The organism is Verrucosispora sp. WMMD703 (assembly GCF_049178935.1).
GTDB classification, from domain to species: Bacteria; Actinomycetota; Actinomycetes; order Mycobacteriales; family Micromonosporaceae; genus Micromonospora; species Micromonospora sediminimaris.
In genome coordinates this window covers 2,795,211-2,812,435 of the sequence record NZ_JBMHMM010000004.1, presented here as the reverse complement: position 1 = coordinate 2,812,435, position 17,225 = coordinate 2,795,211, and the positions used below count along the sequence as shown (strand labels likewise).

At 70.4% G+C, this 17,225-nt stretch carries 14 protein-coding genes; 4 read left to right on the top strand and 10 right to left on the bottom strand.

Annotated elements, in window-relative coordinates:
• Window positions 1–32 precede the first annotated feature (32 nt).
• The 3 genes from ACN26Z_RS13385 (at window position 33) to ACN26Z_RS13375 (ending at window position 2,947) form a co-directional block, all read left to right on the top strand.
• Window positions 33–926 (top strand): methyltransferase domain-containing protein, encoded by an 894-nt coding sequence (locus tag ACN26Z_RS13385; protein ID WP_421461471.1) that lies wholly within the window; start codon window positions 33–35, stop codon window positions 924–926.
• Entirely contained in the window at window positions 923–1,561 is a 639-nt protein-coding gene (locus ACN26Z_RS13380; protein WP_093402505.1) for a hypothetical protein, read from the top strand. The genes ACN26Z_RS13385 and ACN26Z_RS13380 overlap by 4 nt, the downstream gene beginning before the upstream one ends.
• 126 nt (window positions 1,562–1,687) lie before the next feature.
• On the top strand, window positions 1,688–2,947 hold the full coding sequence (locus ACN26Z_RS13375) for an ABC1 kinase family protein (RefSeq protein ID WP_421461469.1): 1,260 nt from the start codon (window positions 1,688–1,690) through the stop codon (window positions 2,945–2,947).
• A gap of 72 nt (window positions 2,948–3,019) precedes the next feature.
• Here ACN26Z_RS13375 and ACN26Z_RS13370 read toward each other — a convergent pair whose 3' ends face one another.
• From ACN26Z_RS13370 to ACN26Z_RS13335, 8 genes are all read right to left on the bottom strand, one after another.
• Window positions 3,020–4,543, bottom strand: a complete 1,524-nt coding sequence (locus ACN26Z_RS13370; RefSeq protein WP_421461467.1) for an ABC transporter substrate-binding protein — start codon at window positions 4,541–4,543, stop codon at window positions 3,020–3,022.
• Window positions 4,540–7,047: an ATP-dependent Clp protease ATP-binding subunit gene (locus ACN26Z_RS13365; protein ID WP_421464645.1), complete on the bottom strand. Its 2,508-nt coding sequence runs from the start codon at window positions 7,045–7,047 to the stop codon at window positions 4,540–4,542. The genes ACN26Z_RS13370 and ACN26Z_RS13365 overlap by 4 nt, the downstream gene beginning before the upstream one ends.
• Window positions 7,048–7,130: 83 nt before the next feature.
• A complete protein-coding gene (locus ACN26Z_RS13360) occupies window positions 7,131–8,333 on the bottom strand; it encodes a DUF6004 family protein (protein ID WP_093409478.1) in 1,203 nt (400 codons plus the stop codon).
• A gap of 252 nt (window positions 8,334–8,585) precedes the next feature.
• Entirely contained in the window at window positions 8,586–9,938 is a 1,353-nt protein-coding gene (locus ACN26Z_RS13355) for a metallopeptidase TldD-related protein (RefSeq protein ID WP_396887651.1), read from the bottom strand.
• Window positions 9,939–9,961: 23 nt separating this feature from the next.
• Window positions 9,962–11,509 (bottom strand): TldD/PmbA family protein, encoded by a 1,548-nt coding sequence (locus ACN26Z_RS13350; protein WP_421461465.1) that lies wholly within the window; start codon window positions 11,507–11,509, stop codon window positions 9,962–9,964.
• Entirely contained in the window at window positions 11,473–12,741 is a 1,269-nt protein-coding gene (locus tag ACN26Z_RS13345) for a cysteine desulfurase (RefSeq protein ID WP_421461462.1), read from the bottom strand. Before ACN26Z_RS13345 ends, ACN26Z_RS13350 begins: the two co-directional genes overlap by 37 nt.
• On the bottom strand, window positions 12,738–13,556 hold the full coding sequence (locus ACN26Z_RS13340) for a crotonobetainyl-CoA--carnitine CoA-transferase (RefSeq protein ID WP_421461460.1): 819 nt from the start codon (window positions 13,554–13,556) through the stop codon (window positions 12,738–12,740). The genes ACN26Z_RS13345 and ACN26Z_RS13340 overlap by 4 nt, the downstream gene beginning before the upstream one ends.
• Window positions 13,553–14,443: a class I SAM-dependent methyltransferase gene (locus ACN26Z_RS13335; RefSeq protein WP_421461458.1), complete on the bottom strand. Its 891-nt coding sequence runs from the start codon at window positions 14,441–14,443 to the stop codon at window positions 13,553–13,555. Before ACN26Z_RS13335 ends, ACN26Z_RS13340 begins: the two co-directional genes overlap by 4 nt.
• Window positions 14,444–14,643: 200 nt before the next feature.
• Between ACN26Z_RS13335 and ACN26Z_RS13330 the strand changes: the two genes are divergently transcribed.
• Entirely contained in the window at window positions 14,644–15,372 is a 729-nt protein-coding gene (locus tag ACN26Z_RS13330) for a DUF899 family protein (protein WP_421461457.1), read from the top strand.
• Here the strand turns inward: ACN26Z_RS13330 and ACN26Z_RS13325 are convergent.
• Both ACN26Z_RS13325 and ACN26Z_RS13320 read right to left on the bottom strand, forming a co-directional pair.
• On the bottom strand, window positions 15,330–16,049 hold the full coding sequence (locus tag ACN26Z_RS13325; protein ID WP_282239023.1) for a hypothetical protein: 720 nt from the start codon (window positions 16,047–16,049) through the stop codon (window positions 15,330–15,332). The genes ACN26Z_RS13330 and ACN26Z_RS13325 overlap by 43 nt on opposite strands.
• A 38-nt stretch (window positions 16,050–16,087) precedes the next feature.
• Window positions 16,088–17,224, bottom strand: coding sequence for a trans-sulfuration enzyme family protein (locus ACN26Z_RS13320; RefSeq protein ID WP_421461455.1), 1,137 nt, complete (start codon window positions 17,222–17,224; stop codon window positions 16,088–16,090).
• Window position 17,225 lies beyond the last annotated feature (1 nt).

The following is a 17,225-nucleotide window of genomic DNA, read 5'->3' as shown; positions in this document are numbered from 1 at the left end:
GATGTTGGCGGTCGACGAGCAGGAGATCTCGTATGGACCAACGCCACCTGCTCATGCACCAGGCAATGCTCGGTGACCGTAGACGCGTCGAGTCCTACGACCGGGCACTGGCCACGGTCATCGACGAGAACGCCGTGGTCGCCGACGTCGGCGCCGGCACGCTGGCGCTTACCGCGTTGGCGCTACGGCACGGCGCCGCACACGTGTACGCCGTGGAGGCTGATCCTCAGATCGCCGCCGTCGCGGACCGGATCATCAAGGCCAACGGCTGGCAGGACCGGGTCACCCTGATCGCTGGGGACGCCCGGCTCGTTCGTCTGCCCCAACAGGTGGACGTGACGGTCTGCGAGCTGATGGGCAACCTCGGGCCGGAAGAGGACATGGCCCGTATCCTGCGGGTGTTCAACCGCCGTAACCTGCGACCCGACGGCGCCGTGGTGCCCGAGCGGGTTGTCACCTGGCTGGCGCCGGTGCAGTTCGGCACCGAAGGTTGGGGCATCTGGTCCCCGGACTTCTTCGGCATGCGGCTCGACGTGGTGCAGGAACTTGTCGACCCCACCGCCCACCTGCACTTCCTCACCCAGGAGCCGACCCTGCTCGGCGAACCGGTCGCGCTTGTCGACACCGGCCGCGGCGACACGGGACTACGCAACGCCCGCCCGCTGGCCCTACCGCTGCACACAGCCGGAACGCTGCACGCCGTGCTCGGCTACTTCACCGCCACGCTCGCCCCGGGGATCGAGCTGTCCAACATGCCGTCGTACCCGGGCTGCAACTGGGCGGTCTTCGTCTGGCCGCTCCGGCACACCGCCGTCGCGGCCGGCGACACCGTACACGTGCGTCCCCGACGTCCCGATGGTTCCGCCGCGCGGGACGTGACCCAGTGGCGCCTCGACTGTCGTCTCGACCGGGTGAGCAAACAATGATCATTTACACCGCTGCCTCCGTCCGTGACCACTCCGTCGACGCCGACCGGATCTCGGGCCTCACCTGGTCCGGTCACACCCTCTGGTACGCCGACGCCGGACGCGGGCGGGCGGTCTGCCTTGACCCGCGTACCGGGGTGCCCGGCGCCGAACTGGCCTGTCCCGGTCTGGTCACCGGGCTGACCACTCTCGGTGGGTGCCTCCTCTACGCCACGTCGACCACCCTGCGGCTGACCGAACCGCAGAGCGGGGATGTGCTGCGGGAGGTGGCCAGCCCTCGGCCGGATACGCAGGTCTGCGGCATGGAGGCGGGCAAGGACGGCATCTGGCTCGGCTGGCCGGACGCCCTGGAGTTGCGGGACGCCTCCAACCTGCGGCTGCTCGCGGCCATACCCGCGCCACTCGGTGTCGCCGGCATCACGGTCACCGACCGGTACGTCGCGCACACCGATCTGCTCGGCGAGGCCATCACGGTCTTCGACCTCCAGACCGGACGCAACGTGTTGCAGATCCAGGTCGACGGTCGACCCGCCACCAGCCTGACCTGGGACGGGCTCCGCCTGTGGTACGCCGACGCCGGCAACATGCGCCTGCGGGCGCTGGACGTCCCCGGGCTGTCCACCGCGCGGGGCTGATCAGGACCCGGTTGACCCCCGGCAGAAAGGCGCCTGATGCTACCGCTCAAGTATCTCCTCAGCCTCTCCCCCATCGGCGCGCCGTCACTTGAGTCATCCCGTTTGCCCGCCCCCGAACGTCTCCAGTTGACCGGGCGCGCGCTCGTCATCGGTTCGGTGGCCGCCGCCTCGATGGCAGCGGGTGTCGTCGGCGCCTCGGCCACTGCCGTACGGCACGGCAGACCGGCCGGTCGGCGGCGGCTCGCCCGGGAGATCGCCCGGACCGTCGCCCGCCTCGGCCCCACCTTCATCAAGGCTGCCCAGGTCCTCGGTACCCGCCGAGACGTCGTGCCGGCCTGGCTCTGCGACGAGTTGTCGATGCTCCAGGACGATGTGCCGCCAATGACCGCGACGCAGGGACGCACCGCGCTGCGCGAGGCGTACGGCGACGAACTGGACGAGGTGTTCGTCACCGTCGAGAAGGCTCCGACAGCCAGCGGCAGCATCGCCTGTGTCTACCGGGCCACCCTGCTCGACGGCGGTACCGTCGCGCTCAAACTGCGCCGTCCCGGAATCGGTCCCCGGATGGCTGCCGACCTCGCGTTGCTGCGCCGGGGAGCGGCGCTCGTCGCCCGGTTGCCGATGTTCCGTGGGGTGCCGGTGCGTGAGGTCATCGACAACCTCTGTGAGTCGGTGCTCGGGCAGATCGACCTCGGCCGTGAAGGGCGGGACCTCGGCCGCCTGCGGGAGGATCTGGGCTCGGTGCCGCGGGTCCTGGTGCCGCGGGTGCATCCGGAGGCGAGTCGCCCGGCCGCCATCGTCATGGACTTCGTCCCGGATCTGGCCGTCGACACCGCGGACCGGTGTCCCCCGGCGTTGCGCCGAAGGTTCGCGGCCTCCGCGCTGACCGTGGTCTATCAGATGCTGTTCATCAACGGGTTCGTCCACTGTGACCTGCACCCGGGCAACCTCTACTTCACCCGGGGTGGCCAGGTGGTGGTGCTGGACGCCGGGTTCAGCGTCCAACTGTCCGAGCGGATGCGGGACCTGTTCGCCAACTTCTTCCTCAACATGTCGATCGGCCGGGGCGAGCGCTGCGCGGCGATCGTGCTGGAGAGCGCCATCGGGGTGTCCGACGACGCGGACGTGGGGGCGTTCACCGAGGGTGTCACAGACCTGGTGGCCCGCAGCTACAAGCTGTCCGCCAAGGAGTTCAGCCTGATCGCGTTCGCGGGGGAACTGTTCGACCTGCAACGCCGGTACGGCGTCGCGGCGTCGCCGGAGCTGGTGTTTCCGTTGCTGTCGCTGCTCGTGGTCGAGGGCACCGTGCGGTCGCTCGATCCGGACATCGACTTCCAGGAGACGGCCAAGCCGATCCTGAACCGCGCGTTGTTCGGCATCCGCTGAACCACCCGATCGATGAGCGGGGGGACCGATCAATCGGTCCCCCCGCTCGGGATCGTCAACGTCCCGCCGCGGTCACCACCTGGCGACTCCGGTGGCCACGGCGTTGGCCCGGGTGCCCGGCCAGTCGGCCACGATCAGGGGCACCAGACGCAGGTCGGCCGTGGCCATCCGGTCGAAGCGGCGCCACAGCGTGGTGGCCGTTGCCGCGTCGAGCGTCCGCAACGCCTCGATTGCGACGCCGGCCGGGTCACCGGAACCGCCGTCAGCCGGCCAGATCCGGTGCAGCAGGTCCCGGTTGGCGTTACCGGCCCAGCGCGGCGTCCACTCGTGCAAGGTGAGATCGACACCCGGCTCCCCCGCCGACACTGTGACGACGTCGACTCCGTACCGGATGAACACATCGGCCACGGCCGCCGCCACGACCGCCGGCCGTGACCCGACCGGCACCGCCAGGACCAGCCTGCTTCCCGGCGTCAGTCCGGCGTCAGCGAGCAGGTGCCGGCCCCGTGTCAGGTCACCGTTATCGGGCGCGGCGTCGGTGTCGGGCGCGGCACCCGGGTCCCCGGGTTGCAGGACACCGTGCTGCGCGGCGGCACCTACGGCACCGGCAGCGCGTGCCGCCTCGGCGAGGGCAGCCCGGTCGACCGCCCAGGTCAGCGCGCGGCGGGCCGCGAGTGACCACGCCGTCCCGCCGGGCGTCGCGGACAGGTAGTAACTACAACCGGTGCCGCCGAAGCGGGCTGGCGACGCCGGCAGATCCCAGGAGCGAACCCCGAAGTCGGTAGCGTCGTCCAGCGGCTGGTCGCCCGAAGAGGCCACGACGTCGATACGGGACGCGGTCCGCCGGCGGATCGGGTCGGTGGCCGGGTCCCATCGGGGGTTGGGCTCCAGGACGAAGTCACCACCCGGGGTCAACTGCCGGGCGATCCGGTACGGCCCGCAGGCCGGGTTGCAGCGGTACAACTCGGGGCTGTCCGGCACGTAGTAGTCGTATTCGCGTGGGGCCAGGGCGGCGTACCCGGTGGCCAGCAGGTCGATCAGGTCGCTGGCCGGTTCGGTGAGCCGCAACACTACTGTGTCGCCCTCGACCCGTAGCCCCGGAACCCGGGTGAGGTGGGAGAACTGGGCGAGCGCGGGGGCGTGCGCCGCCCAGTGCCCGAACTCCTCGTCGTATCGCCGGTAGTAGTCGGCCAGCCCTTCGATCAGCGCGCCGAAGTACGGCCGCATCGGCCGGGCCAGCGGATGGGCCGTGCGCTTGAGGCCCCGCACGGCGTCGGTGGCGCCTACCTCCCGGGCACGCTGCGCGTCCCAGTACACGCCCGAGCGGACTCGAACACGCCAGGTTCGGCCGTCCGCGCTGATCCCAGCGTTCTCGACGGTGGGCACCTCCCGCGCGACGTCGGGCACCGGTCGCCCAACCGGGTCGTCGGTCACGGGGACGGCGAACAGCTGTCGGGTGATGAGCCGGAGCACCTGCCCGGTCCCGATCCTGCCGGGCTCCCCCTCGCCAGGCAGTCCGTCGGCAGGCCGCAGAAACCGAAGCTGGCTGCGGTCGGTCGGGGCAGCGGTGGATGTCCGCTCGCGTACGCCGGTCATGCGGGCACCGTCCCCACGTCCGGGAGGGTACCGGTCGTCGGTTGCCCGGAGCCACGGAAGACGAGCTTGGATTTGTCGATGTTGTCCGGGTCGCCTTCGCAGTCGACCACGACGATCTGTCCCGGGGTCAGTTCGTTGAACAGGATCCGCTCGGAGAGGTTGTCCTCGATGTCGCGTTGGATGGTGCGGCGTAGCGGACGGGCGCCGAGTACCGGGTCGAAGCCCTTCGCCGCGAGGTACTTCTTGGCGTTGTCGGTCAGTTCCAGACCCATGTCCTTGTTGCGCAGCTGCGTCTCGATGCGGGAGATCATGATGTCGACGATCGAGAGGATCTCGTTCTGCCGCAGCTGGTGGAAGACGATGGTGTCGTCGATGCGGTTGAGGAACTCGGGCCGGAAGTGCTGCTTGAGTTCGTCGTTGACCTTCTGCTTCATCCGGTCGTAGTTCGACTCGGAGTCCTCCGAGGCCTGGAAGCCCAGCGACACCGCCTTGGCGACGTCGCGGGTGCCGAGGTTGGTGGTCAGGATGATGACCGTGTTCTTGAAGTCCACGATCCGGCCCTGACCGTCGGTGAGCCTGCCGTCCTCCAGGATCTGCAACAGCGTGTTGAACACGTCCGGGTGGGCCTTCTCGATCTCGTCGAACAGCACCACGCTGAACGGCCGGCGCCGCACCTTCTCGGTCAGCTGCCCACCCTCGTCGTAGCCGACGTAGCCGGGAGGGGCACCGACGAGCCGGGACACCGTGTACCGGTCGTGGAACTCCGACATGTCCAACTGGATCAGCGCGTCCTCGGACCCGAACAGGAACTCCGCGAGCGCCTTGGACAGCTCGGTCTTACCCACACCCGACGGGCCGGCGAAGATGAACGACCCCGACGGACGCTTCGGGTCCTTCAACCCCGCCCTCGTGCGGCGGATCGCCTTCGACACCGCCTTGACCGCGTCCTCCTGCCCGATGACGCGCTTGTGCAGCTCGTCCTCCATGCGCAGCAGACGCGAGGTCTCCTCCTCGGTCAACTTGTAGACCGGAATACCGGTCCAGTTGCCCAGCACCTCAGCGATCTGCTCGTCATCGACCTCCGAGACGACGTCCAGGTCACCGGCCTTCCACTCCTTCTCCCGCTGCGCCTTCTGACCCAACAACTGCTTCTCGGTGTCCCGCAGCTGCGCGGCCCGCTCGAAGTCCTGCGCGTCGATCGCGGACTCCTTGTCCCGACGCACCTGCGCGATCCGCTCATCAAAGTCCCGCAGGTCCGGCGGCGCCGTCATCCGACGGATCCGCATCCGCGCACCCGCCTCATCGATCAGGTCGATCGCCTTGTCCGGCAGGAACCGATCAGAGATGTACCGATCGGCAAGCGTCGCCGCCGCCACCAAAGCCGCGTCGGTGATGGAGACGCGGTGGTGCGCCTCGTACCGGTCCCGCAGACCCTTCAAAATCTCGATGGTGTGCGCCAGCGACGGCTCACCCACCTGGATCGGCTGGAACCGCCGCTCCAACGCGGCGTCCTTCTCCAGGTGCTTGCGGTACTCGTCGAGGGTGGTCGCGCCGATGGTCTGCAACTCACCCCGCGCCAGCATCGGCTTCAAAATGCTCGCCGCGTCGATCGCACCCTCCGCCGCGCCCGCACCCACGAGGGTGTGAATCTCGTCGATGAACAGGATGATGTCGCCCCGGGTGCGGATCTCCTTCAGCACCTTCTTCAGACGCTCCTCGAAATCACCCCGATACCGCGAACCCGCCACCAACGCACCCAGGTCGAGCGTGTAGAGCTGCTTGTCCTTCAGCGTCTCCGGCACCTCACCCTTGATGATCTTCTGGGACAGGCCCTCCACCACGGCGGTCTTACCCACACCCGGCTCGCCGATCAGGACCGGGTTGTTCTTGGTGCGGCGGGACAGCACCTGCATGACCCGCTCGATCTCCTTCTCCCGCCCGATCACCGGGTCGAGCTTGCCCTCCCGAGCCGCCTGAGTCAGGTTCCGACCGAACTGGTCCAACACCAGACTCGTCGACGGCGCGGCCTCACCCGGCGCAGCACCAGCGGCAGCCGGCTCCTTACCCTGATAGCCCGACAGCAGCTGGATCACCTGCTGACGCACCCGGTTCAGATCCGCGCCCAACTTCACCAGCACCTGCGCGGCGACACCCTCACCCTCACGGATCAAACCCAGCAGGATGTGCTCCGTGCCGATGTAGTTATGCCCGAGCTGCAACGCCTCCCGCAACGACAGCTCCAACACCTTCTTGGCCCGCGGCGTGAACGGAATATGCCCGCTCGGCGCCTGCTGACCCTGACCGATGATCTCCTCCACCTGCTGACGCACGCCCTCCAGAGAGATCCCCAGACTCTCCAAAGCCTTCGCCGCGACACCCTCACCCTCATGGATCAGGCCCAACAGGATGTGTTCCGTACCGATGTAGTTGTGATTGAGCATCCGGGCCTCTTCCTGGGCCAGGACGACAACCCGTCGCGCTCGGTCGGTGAACCGCTCGAACATAACCGCCACCCTTGAAGAGTGACGTCGCCCCGGGTGACGCAAGGGCACCCGGGACGACGTCTGCTACCGGACTAAACCAGCCGTCACGCGCTGACGTAGGCCTCGGAGCCCACCAGTGCGTCGGCCAGCTTCATCTGCACGCCGGTCAGGCGCGCCCGGACGTCGCCGCCGGAAGTGCGCAGCGCGGCGTCCGCGTGGTCGGCCGTCAGCACCGTGCCGGTCGGCTCGAGGTCCTTCAGCCGCCCAGCCAGGTGCACCGGCGCCGCCGCGTACAGCGTCGCCGACGGGGTGACCAGCTCGAAGTGAGCGTCGAAGTGCAGCTCACCCGGGTAGCGCAGGGTGCTCAGGCTGTCCTCCGTACCCTCACCGAGCTGGCCGCCCGAGACGGTGAAGAAGCTGGCCCGCAGCATGACCTTGCCACCCAGAGCCGGGCTGTTGCCCACCAGCGCCACCCGCGCAAGCTGGGCCAACACGCCGGAACCCTGGTCGTGCTTCTCCGGGCCGAAGAGGAGGATCTCGGCGCCGGCGGCCAAGGGGTAGTCGCCGGAGAGTTCGATCTCCTCGGTACGGCCGTTGACCTCGACCTTGATCTTCGCCTCGGTCGACGCCTGGATGATGATCGACGGGTCGACCAGCATCGAGACGCACGGGCCGATGCTCGACGCGAAGAAGGCGCTCGGCGTGTTGCCGACGGCCTCGTTCTCGTCGTTCGACGGGTACCACGCGGCCGGCAGGTTGGTGCCCCGGACCACGTTGTGCGCCGGCATGACCTCGCCCTGGTCACCGTAGGGGCGACCGAGGAACGGCGAGGTGAGCGGGGTCTTGTACGGCGGCAGGCCGTCAACGATCCCCTTGACGTCGATGACACCCCGGTGGGCCAGCCGCATGGTGCTGGTCTCCAGGATGCCGAACCGACGGATGTAGAACTCCGCGGGGAAGTTCTTGCCGGGCACGATCTGCTTGATGTGACCGGTGTTCGGCAGGTAGGGGTTCGACAGGATCTGGATCCGGTCGTTGAGCGTGTAGCTGAACCCCTTGATGCCGACCTCGGGAGCGCTGATGAGCTCCAGGTCGAAGCTCGCCGTGCCGTCCTCGTCGACGGTGTGCTTGAACCCCTGCATCGGCCACTTGTTCATCTGCACGAACCCGGACAGGTTGATCGTCTCCCGGCGACCACCGTAGTAGTCGTCGCCGAAGACGACCGTCGCCGCCGCCAGGATGTGCGGCCGCAGCGGCTTCGGCTCGATGTTGAGTGACTCGTAGGTCTCTCTCGCCGTGTCAGTCACGGCTCCACCTCCCTGTATGCCCCGGATGCGGTGACGCCTCTGTGACGCCTCTCCACCGGAGGACCACTACTCGGGACGCTATCGATTTTTAAAGTGCTCGTCAATCGGCCTCGATTGATCCTTAGCGAAATAATGTCCCAATTCGCGCATGGTTGAAGCCTGTGTGCGTCACAGAGGGCAAACGGGTCCACACAAGAGGAAGGCAGGAGTGCTACCGGTTTCCCTATCGGGCAGTCCGATCCGGCGAACCGGTCAGACCGCGCCCGTCGCGGCGGTCAGCGGGAAGTCCGGCACCCGCAGCATCGGCATGGCCACGTGTGCCACCGCATCGCCCCAGTCCCGCGCGCGGGTCGGCACGGTCCGTCCGACCTCGGTGGCCCGCATGACCATCGCCAGCGGGCTGTCGTTGAAGCGGAAGTTGTGCACCGCACCGACGACCTCGCCGTCCTCGACCAGATAGACGCCGTCCCGGGTCACCCCGGTCAGCGCCATCGTCGCCAGGTCCACCTCGCGGATGTACCACAGGCTGGTCAGCAGCAGGCCACGGCGGGTACGGGCGACCAGGTCCGCCTCGGCACCGCCGCCCGGCGGCCCTTCGAGGATCAGGTTCTCCACCAGCGGGGTCAGCGGCATGCCCAGTTCCTCGGCGCTGTGCCGGGTGTGCACCAGCGAGCGCAGGCGTCCCTGTTCCCACCAGCGGGTCGGGCCCAGCGCCAGGCCATTGTCGAAGACCGACCGGGCCCCGCTCGACGCGGCCGCCACCAGGAACGGCGCACACCGCAACCCCTCGGCCGTCGGATCGCTGCGCAGGGTCAGCGGTATCCCGGCGATCGTCTCTCCGATCCGGGTACGGCCGCCGGCCCGGCTGTAGGCCGTCCGGCCCTGCGCCGCCGCCGCGGCACCCGCCGTGGTGTACGCGTAGTTCATCAGGTCGGCGACCGCGCTCGGCGGTACGAGGCACTCGTACCGGCCGGGTGGCAGGTCGACCCGTCGTCGCTCCCACCGCAGCCGCCGGTCGAGATCGTCCTGAAGCCCGGCTACCGACACGTCAGTGAAGTCGTCGGTGACGGCGCTGGTCCACACCGGAGCACCGCGCCCGTCACGCGCGGTCAACTCCAGGTGTCCGGCGGATCCGTCGTGCCGCAGCCGCGCGCCGGCGGAGGTGCCGAGAAACGTCGTCCGGGACCCGTGTTCGGCGTACCCGTGCAGCACCTGGCCGTGCCCGGCGGCCCGCGCGAACCCGGTAGAGAGCTGCTCGACCAGGCCGGCGAGCACGCCGGGCGCTGGCGGTCGGACCGGGTCGTCCCAGCACGGCGACGCCGCACCAGGCTCCGGCAACGGTCGGGCGTCCGGTGCCGGCGGCGCCTGTCGGGCCACCGCCTCCGCGCCGTCCACCGCATCGACGATCTCGGCCCGGCCCACCCGGCCGGACACGGACACCGCGCCTACCCGTCCGCCGACGACCGAGACCACCGACAGCCGATACTCGTCCGCGTCGCCGGCCGCCACCAGCGTGCTGTCGGCCCACCGCAGGTAGCGGTCGACGCCGGACTCCACAATCACCACTGTGGCGTCGCCGCGGGCGGCGGCGAGGGCCAGTTCGATGGTCTCCTGCGGCCCCGGTGTGTTCATCCCGTCGCCCCCGTCCGCGTGTCCGTGACAGGCACCGCCCGGAACAGCGCCGACGGGCAGCCGTGCCCCGCCGCGGCGATCTGGAGCGGCTGGGCCTTGCCGCACTGGCCGGCACCGGACAGCAGCCAGGTCTGCGGGCCGCCGACCGCCTCCAGCGACCGCCAGAAGTCGAGCGTGGTGCCCGTGTACGCGATGTCGCGCACCTGGCCGACCAGTCGCCCGTTGCGGATCCGGTGGAACCGCTGGGCGGTGAACTGGAAGTTCACCCGGGCCATGTCGATGGAGAAGCTGTTGTCACCGACGACGTAGAGGCCGTCGCGGACCCGACCGATCAGCTCGTCGGTGTCCGGGCCGTCCGGCGCCGGGCACAGCGAGACGTTCGGCATCCGGGGCACCGGCAGATGCCGGTAGGACTCGGCGTACGCGCAGCCGGTGGAGCGGTCCAGCCCGGCGGCACCCGCGGTCTGTCTGTCGTGCTGCACCCCCACCAGCAGGCCCTCGGTGACCAGCGGCCAGGAGCCGGCGGCCACCCCGTCGTCGTCGTAGCCCACGGTGGCCAGCGCGTGCGGGGTCGTCCGGTCGGCCACCACCGTCATCTGCGGTGAGCCGTAGCGCAGGACACCGACGTCCTGTGGCCGGACGAAGGAGCTGCCCGCGAATGCCGCCTCCCGACCGCGCATCCGGTCCAGTTCGGTGGCGTGACCGACCGTTTCGTGGATCGTCAGCCACAGGTTGGTCGGGTCGATCACCAGGTCGTACCGTCCCGGCTCGATCCTCGGGGCCGCGGCCTTCTCGGCCAGCAGTTCGGGCATCCGGGCCAGTTCGCCGGCCCAGTCCCAGCCGGTGCCGGTCAGGTACTCCCACCCCCGGGCGGCCGGCGGGCCGAGCGTCCGCATCGCCTCGAACGTCCCGTCACCGGCGTCGATCCGGAAGCCGAACACCATCGGATGCAGCCAGGTACGTCGTTGCCGGATCCGCCGGCCCTCGCTGTCGTGGTACACCGTCGACTCACGGAAGACCTGTAGGTACGCCTCGGCCAGGTGCGCGCCGCCGTCGCGGAGCAGCCCACACCAACCGGCCAGCAACGCGGTGCGTTCGGCGGTCGGAACCCCGAACGGATCCACCTCGTACGGCGACTGCCAGTCCACAGGTGGGGGCACCGGCTCGGCGGTGAGACGCACCGGCTCGCCGCGCAACGGTCGCACCGTACGGGCCAGCGCGCAGGCGCGGGCCGCCAGCGCGCCGACCCCGCGCGGGGACAGCTCGACCCCGGCGGCGAAACCCCAGGTGCCGTCCACCAGCACCCGCACCCCGACGCCGGTCTCCACGCTCTCCTGGCTACTCTCCGGACGGCCGTCGCGGACCCGCTCGCGCAGGGCACGGACCCGCCGCAGCCGGACGTCGGCGTACGTCGCGCCAGCACTGCGAGCCTGCCGCAGCGCCGCGTCGGCCAGGTCGTCGACCGGCAGCGTGTCGAATCCCGGCTCGACGGCCGGGGCAGGAGTGGTCACCGGAACCGGACGCCAGGGTGGTGCGTCGTCCACTCCCCTGCCCGCACGGTGCGCAACGCGGCCACCACCCGGTCGATCTCGGCGACCGTGCTGTAGACCGCGAAGGAGATCCGTACGGTTCCGACCAACCCCAGGTCGTCGAGGAAGGTGCTGGCACAGTGCACGCCGGACCGGACGGCGATGCCGTGCTGGTCCAGGTGACCGCCGACATCGTAGGGATGCAGGCCGTCCACGGCGATCGAGACGATGCCCGCGGGGTCGGTCGCCGGGTCGCCGATGACCCGCACCCGGTCGATCTCGCCCAGCGCCTGCACGGCGTACCGGACCAGATGCGCGTCGTGCGCCCGTACCGCCTCCCGGCCGAGGCCCTCCAGCCAGGTCAACGCCGTGGCCAGCGCCACCGCCGCGGGGATGTCCGGGGTACCTGCCTCCAGTCGGGCCGGTACCGGCACGTACGACACCGGGGCATCGTGGGAGACGCCCTTCACCGTCCCGCCGCCGACCTGGTACGGCGGCAGGTCAACGAGCAGGTCGCGGCGGCCGTAGAGCACGCCCGAGCCCATCGGGCCGTACACCTTGTGACCGGAGAAGCAGTAGAAGTCGGCCCCGATCTCCCGTACGTCGACGGGCAGGTGTGGCACCGCCTGCGCGCCGTCGACGACCACCGGCACGCCGCGCTCGTGGGCGACGCGGACGAGATCCCGCACCGGGTTGACGGTGCCGAGCACGTTGGAGACGTGGGTGACCGCGACGAGGCGGGTCCGGGGACTCAACTCGGCCGCCAGAGCGTCCGGTTGGACGGGCCGGCCGGCGGCCGTCGGCACCACCCGGAGGGTGGCGCCCTGCCGCTCGCACAGCCGCCGCCAGGGCAGCAGGTTCGAGTTGTGTTCCATGCCGCTGACCACGACGTCGTCGCCCGGACCGACGATCCGTGCGGCGAAGGTCTCGGCGAGCAGGTTCGTCGCGTCCGTGGTGCCCCGGGTGAAGACGATCTCCTCGTCATGGGCGGCGTTGAGGATGCGACGCACCGTCGCCCGGGCCTGCTCGTAGTGGCCGGTGGCCCGGCGGCTCAACTCGTAGAAGCCGCGGCCGACGTTGCTGTTGGCGGTGACGTACTGGTCGACCAACGAGTCGAGCACACATCGGGGCTTCTGCGTGGTGGCCGCGTTGTCCAGGTATGCCAGCTGCGGGCGCTGGTCGGCGTGGTCGAGGAACGGGAACTCGGCCCGTACCGATTCCAGGGGATGGGCAGCCGTGTCGGTCATCCTGACTCCTCCGTGAAGCTCGCGATGAAGCGGTCGAGGAAACCCGGTGGGCAGGGAAACAACTTCTGCTCCGGGTAGGGCCGCTCCGCCGGCGGAATCCAGCCGGGCGCGCCGCGGCGGGGCCACCGACCGGTCCGGTCCGCCAGGTGCGGCCCGTGGAAGAACCAGCAGATCTGGCTGACCTGCTCGGTGAAGACGACCGGGTGCACCAGTGGCGAGTACATCGCCAGGTGGCCGTAGGCGGCCCGGAACTCACCGGCCACCCCCATCGTCGCGCCGTGCAGAATGTGCCCGAACACGTCGTGCACGACCCGGAAGATGTCGTTGTGCAGCAGCTCGACGCCGTCGACTGTGACGCCCGACGGCGCACAGAGCGGATGGTCCGGTGCCGGTCCGTGGGGACCGTGTCCTGCGCTGGTGAGGTAGACGTACAGCACGCCCGTGCGGTCCACGGAATCGATCAGCTCGGCCGCGCCATGGTACGGCTGCCCAGGTCCCCGCCACGGCACGACCCGCAGCCCGGCCGGTTCGAGCAACGCGAAGTGGCGCCGGGTCTCCTCGGTGAAGCGGTTGTACCGGGCGACGAGGTCGGCGTCGAGGGCCCGCCGGGGCGCGCGGTCGAAGTGCCGGGCCACCTCGCGGCAGAACTCCGGATCGACGCGGACCCGGGTGCGGGACAGCCGGGACAGGTCCCGGTGGGGTAGTTCGTTCCGTGCGGCTGCGGCGTCCACGTACGCCTGGGCGACCGTCAGCAGGCGGTCGTGCCGTGCCGACGGTCGGACCCGGTCGGCCGGGCTACCGGCTCTGGTCGTCATCCGGTCCTCCCCGGCGTCGCCCCGTCGGGTGCGGCGCGCGCCCGCAGGCACAGCGCCGAGCCGGGCAGGCACACGATGCCCTCCCCACCGGCGTACCCGGCCGCCGCGTCGGCGAGTCGGTCCCATCCGGCGCGTTCGCCGTCGCCACCGAGGTGCTGCCGCACCGCACGCAGCAGGCCGGGCGGTGTCACGTCCCGGGCGTACTGGAGGTACTCGGCGACCGAGGCGAACCGCATCGAGACCGGCACGGACTCGATGGTGATCTCGACGAAGCCGGCGGTCGCCAGTTCCTCGTGGGTACGCGCCACGTCGCACATGCTGAACGGACCGGGTCGCGGCGGTGGCGGGCCGGGCAGTTCGGCACCGAGGGCGCGGAAGGCCAGCGAGGTCATCGGATTGGCCGCCGGGGTGTCCCAGACCGCCGCGGCCAGCACGCCGCCGGGAACCAGCAGGCGACACAGGCCGGAGAGCATGCGGTGCCGGTCGACGGCGAACATCAGGCCCCAGCGGCTGAGCACCACGTCCATCGAGCGCAGCGGCAGGTCCAGTGACTCCACGTCGGACTCGACGAAGTCGATCGGATGGTCGAGACCTGCGGCGGCCATCCGGGCGCGGCGTACCATCTCCGGAGCGAGGTCGATGCCGAGCACCCGGCCGGTCGAGCCGACCAGGCGTCCGGCGCTGATCGCCGGCTCGCCCGTGCCGCAGCCGACGTCGAGCACCCGGTGGCCGGGGCGCACTCCGGCCGCGCGCAGTAGCCAGTCGGTCACCGGCGCGGCGGCGCGTTCGTACCGGTCCCGCCAGAACTCCCACCCGCCGCTGACCGCGTTCCAGGTGTCGCGTTGCTCGGCCTTGAAACCTGCCGGGTCGAACTGTACGACCGTCATGCTGTCTCCTCGCCGGCGAAAATCGGCCTCCGCCAACTATATGATTCACAAGTATCTTGGGCAACGTCGGCTCTTGCGGGCTGAAGACTCACCAACGACAACGTCTTCTTAAAGCGTCTTGCGCCTCGGCGCGGTGTCCACCCTCGCGCTCCCACGGGTAGCCTTCGCCGAAGCGCCGGAACGTCCGAAGGGGAGCCGACATGAGCCAGGCCGACCCAGCCACCGCACCACCGAGCTGGCCGGTCGGTGCCGACGAGGCGTACGCGGCGGCGCGGCGCGGACTCGCCGACGCCGAGCAGGAACTGCGCGACCAGGTCGAACGGGTGGCCGCCGCCCGCCGTGCCCTGCCGCCCGGCCCGCTGCTGGCCGACTACCGGTTTGCCGAGGGCCCCACCGACCTGGACCGCGCCGAACCGATCCGCGAGGTGCGGCTGCGTGAGCTGTTCGACGGGCACCCGACACTCTTCCTCTACCACCTGATGTTCGCTCCGGACGCCACCGAGGCCTGCCCGATGTGCTCGATGTGGGTCGACGGCTTCCACGGCGTCCTGCCGCATCTGCTGCGGCACACCGCTGTCGCGGTGGTGGCGAAGGCGCCGCTGCCCAGGCTGCGGGCGTGGGCCCGCAGTCGTGGCTGGGCCGACCTGCGGATCGTCTCCAGCCACGGCACCTCGTTCAACGCCGACGTCCGGGCCGAGTACCCGGACGGCACGCAACGCCCGATGGTCAGCGTGCTGCGGGCCGAGGGCGAGCGGGTACGCCATCTCTACTCCGCCCCGGCGAGCTTCCCGGACGGCGGTGAGCGCGGCATCGACCTGCTCAGCCCGGTCTGGAACGTGTTGGACCTGTTGCCCACCGGACGCGGCGACTGGTACGCCGGCAACGACTACGTCGCCGAGCCCGGCGCGGGCCGATCCGCCCCGCGCTGACCGACCCGCTCGCCCAGGAACGCCTCGGTGGCCAGCAGATCCGGCAGCCGTACCGCCGCCAGCCGGCGACCCGCGAAGTCGGCGTACCAGACCAACGCGCCGTCCCAGGTCAGGCCGACCGGCCGACCGTCGACGAGCGCCTCCCCGAGCAGCCTGCCGTCCCGGCCGTCCACCGCCCGCAGCAGCGCGGCCTCGAAGTCGGCGTAGATCACCACGTCGCCCGCCACGGTCAGGCCGGACGGTGTACCGGGCACCGGGAACTCCCGGCGCACGGTCATCGTCTCGACATCGCGCAGTTGCACCACCGACGGGCCGCGCAGGCCCATCCACATCATCACGCCGCTGGTCTCGACACCACAGAGCCGGCCACTCGGTGGCCGGACCTCCCGCTCGTCGAGGACCTCCCCGCTGGTCGGGTCGATCAGCAGGATGCGCTTCGGACGTCCACCGACCTGGCACAGCGCCCCGCCACCCACCGTCAGGTCCGCCCGGACCCGGCGGCAGGACAGCGTCCGTACCACCGCGCCCGTGGCCGGGTCGAGCGCGTAGATCTCTCCGGCCGCCTGATCGGAGTGCCAGAAGAACTCACCGTCATGGGTGAGGCCACAGAGGTAACTGCCGGGGGCGGGCAGCTCCCGGGCAATGGGCAACGTCGTGTCGACACCGGGAATGGTCATCGGGTACCCCTTCTCGTCTCGGTGAAGCGGTGAACCGGTCAGATGCCGTCGGCAAGCGCCCGGGACACGTCCTCGACCAGGTCACGGCCGTCCTCGATACCGGCCGAGAGACGGATGAGTGCGTCACCGATGCCCCGGCGGGCGCGGACCTCGGCGGGCACCGGCCGGTGCGTCATCAGCGCCGGACACTCCACGAGGGAGTGCACGCCTCCCAGGCTGACGCCGCAGGAGAACAACGCGAACCGGTCCAGCAGCCGCGCAGCCGGGCCCCCCAGATACTCGAAGGACACCATCGAGCCGGGCTCGGTCATCTGGGCCTTGGCCACCGCGTGCTGCGGATGCTCGGCAAGCCCCGGGTAGTGGACCCGTCCGACGACCGGGCTGGCCCGGAGCCGCTCGACCAGCGCCCACGCGTTCGCCACCTGCCGACTCACCCGCAGCGAAAGCGTGTGCAGGCCCCGCCGGACCAGAAAGCAGTCAAGCGCGCCCGGCACGTTGCCGGCCGCCGTTCGGTACGACCGGTACGCCGCGTGCAGTTCCTCGTCCGCGTAGACCAGAGCGCCACCCAGCACGTCGGCGTGCCCGGCGATCGACTTGGTCGTGCTGTAGAGGGAGACGTCCGCGCCGAGGTCCAGTGGGCGCTGGAGCGCCGGACTGGCGAAGGTGTTGTCCACCACCAGCCGGGCACCGCGCTCGTGCGCCCGGCCAGCGACCTCGGCGATGTCCACCACGCTCAGCAACGGATTGGTGGGCGTCTCGACCCAGACCAGCGCGACGCCGGGGACGTCCAGCCCGCTGTCGATCCCCTCCGGCGTGGTCAGGTCGGCGTAGCGCACCCGGACGCCCTGCCGGGCTGCCAGCTCGAACAACGCGTCGGTGCCGGAGTACACGTCGTCGGTGCTCACCACGCACTGTCCCGGGCGCAGCTGGGCGAGCACGGTCGCCGCGGCGGCCTGCCCGGAGGACAGGACGGTGGCGAACCGTGCCCCCTCCAGATCGGCAAGACACTCCTCCAGTTGCTCCCGGGTCGGGTTCTCACCCCGCCCGTAGAAGTAGCGGAGGTCGTCCTGCGCCCGCCGCTCGTACGTCGTCGAGACGTGGATCGGCGGCACCACGTCTCCGGTGCCCGGCGTTGCCCGCCGACCCCCGTGCACCAGGCGCGTGTCGAACCGCATT

Bases quoted from the DNA above. Each gene is read 5' to 3' on its own strand.
- ACN26Z_RS13380 (WP_093402505.1), top strand. From the start codon at position 923: ATGATCATTTACACCGCTGCCTCCGTCCGTGACCACTCCGTCGACGCC.
- ACN26Z_RS13330 (WP_421461457.1), top strand. From the start codon at position 14,644: ATGAGCCAGGCCGACCCAGCCACCGCACCACCGAGCTGGCCGGTCGGT.
- ACN26Z_RS13370 (WP_421461467.1), bottom strand. From the start codon at position 4,543: ATGACCGGCGTACGCGAGCGGACATCCACCGCTGCCCCGACCGACCGC.
- ACN26Z_RS13385 (WP_421461471.1), top strand. From the start codon at position 33: ATGGACCAACGCCACCTGCTCATGCACCAGGCAATGCTCGGTGACCGT.
- ACN26Z_RS13335 (WP_421461458.1), bottom strand. From the start codon at position 14,443: ATGACGGTCGTACAGTTCGACCCGGCAGGTTTCAAGGCCGAGCAACGC.
- ACN26Z_RS13325 (WP_282239023.1), bottom strand. From the start codon at position 16,049: ATGACCATTCCCGGTGTCGACACGACGTTGCCCATTGCCCGGGAGCTG.
- ACN26Z_RS13320 (WP_421461455.1), bottom strand. From the start codon at position 17,224: ATGCGGTTCGACACGCGCCTGGTGCACGGGGGTCGGCGGGCAACGCCG.
- ACN26Z_RS13365 (WP_421464645.1), bottom strand. From the start codon at position 7,047: ATGTTCGAGCGGTTCACCGACCGAGCGCGACGGGTTGTCGTCCTGGCC.
- ACN26Z_RS13340 (WP_421461460.1), bottom strand. From the start codon at position 13,556: ATGACGACCAGAGCCGGTAGCCCGGCCGACCGGGTCCGACCGTCGGCA.
- ACN26Z_RS13345 (WP_421461462.1), bottom strand. From the start codon at position 12,741: ATGACCGACACGGCTGCCCATCCCCTGGAATCGGTACGGGCCGAGTTC.